Here is a 686-nt window from a genome sequence, read left to right as displayed (position 1 = left end):
AGCATCCGCGGCAGCTGAGGTTGAAACGGCCGTTACAGCTGAGGCGAACGCGGAAGCCGCGACGAACGTAAAAGCGGCGTCGGCCACAGATGCCGGTGATGCCGGGTCCGATACTCCGGAAGCGCCGAAAGCAAAGTTTTTCTTGTGGGAAATGATACAGAAGTTCATCGACTGGATCAAGTCCTTGTTCTAGGGAAGAACAGCCAATCAAAGTCCACCTATCCAAATATTATTCCCCATGCCGCGCCATGTATTTTACTATAATAGAAGTGTGGGGAGGGAATGAGGATGAAGATATTGATCGTGGACGATGAACCGAGACATCGCAGAGGGATGAAAAATATGATTCTAACGCTGCGCCCCGCAGACCTCGTCCTGGACGCGAAGGACGGAGCGGCGGCGCTGGCGCTTATCAAGGAAGAGCGGCCTGACGTGGTGCTGACCGACATCCGCATGCCCAATATGGACGGACTGGAATTTCTCGGGATGCTGGAGCGGGAAAATGTGAAGCCCAAGGTTGTTATGGTATCTGCTTATGATCGTTTCGAATACGCGCAAACCGCGATGCGGCATGGCGCTTATGATTATTTGGTGAAGCCGGTGGACGAGGGCAAGGTAGAGAGCCTCTTGCAGCGGGTGGAAGCAGCCCTCAGGGCGGAGACGATTCGCGATTCGGAGTCCGAGAC

1 protein-coding gene and 1 pseudogene are annotated in these 686 nt (G+C 54.5%); both read left to right on the top strand.

Annotation, left to right across the window (positions count from 1 at the left end):
• Positions 1–193 (top strand): annotated as a pseudogene (locus PAT3040_RS37455) (stage II sporulation protein R); the annotation flags it as partial.
• A gap of 95 nt (positions 194–288) precedes the next feature.
• Positions 289–686, top strand: a 398-nt coding sequence (locus PAT3040_RS37450) for a response regulator (protein ID WP_181376844.1), incomplete at its 3' end; no start/stop codon positions are given.

The organism is Paenibacillus agaridevorans, assembly GCF_003112455.1.
GTDB classification, from domain to species: Bacteria; Bacillota; Bacilli; order Paenibacillales; family Paenibacillaceae; genus Pristimantibacillus; species Pristimantibacillus agaridevorans.
The sequence above is the reverse complement of the archived record's forward strand: the minus strand, read 5'-3'. Positions and strand labels throughout refer to the sequence as shown.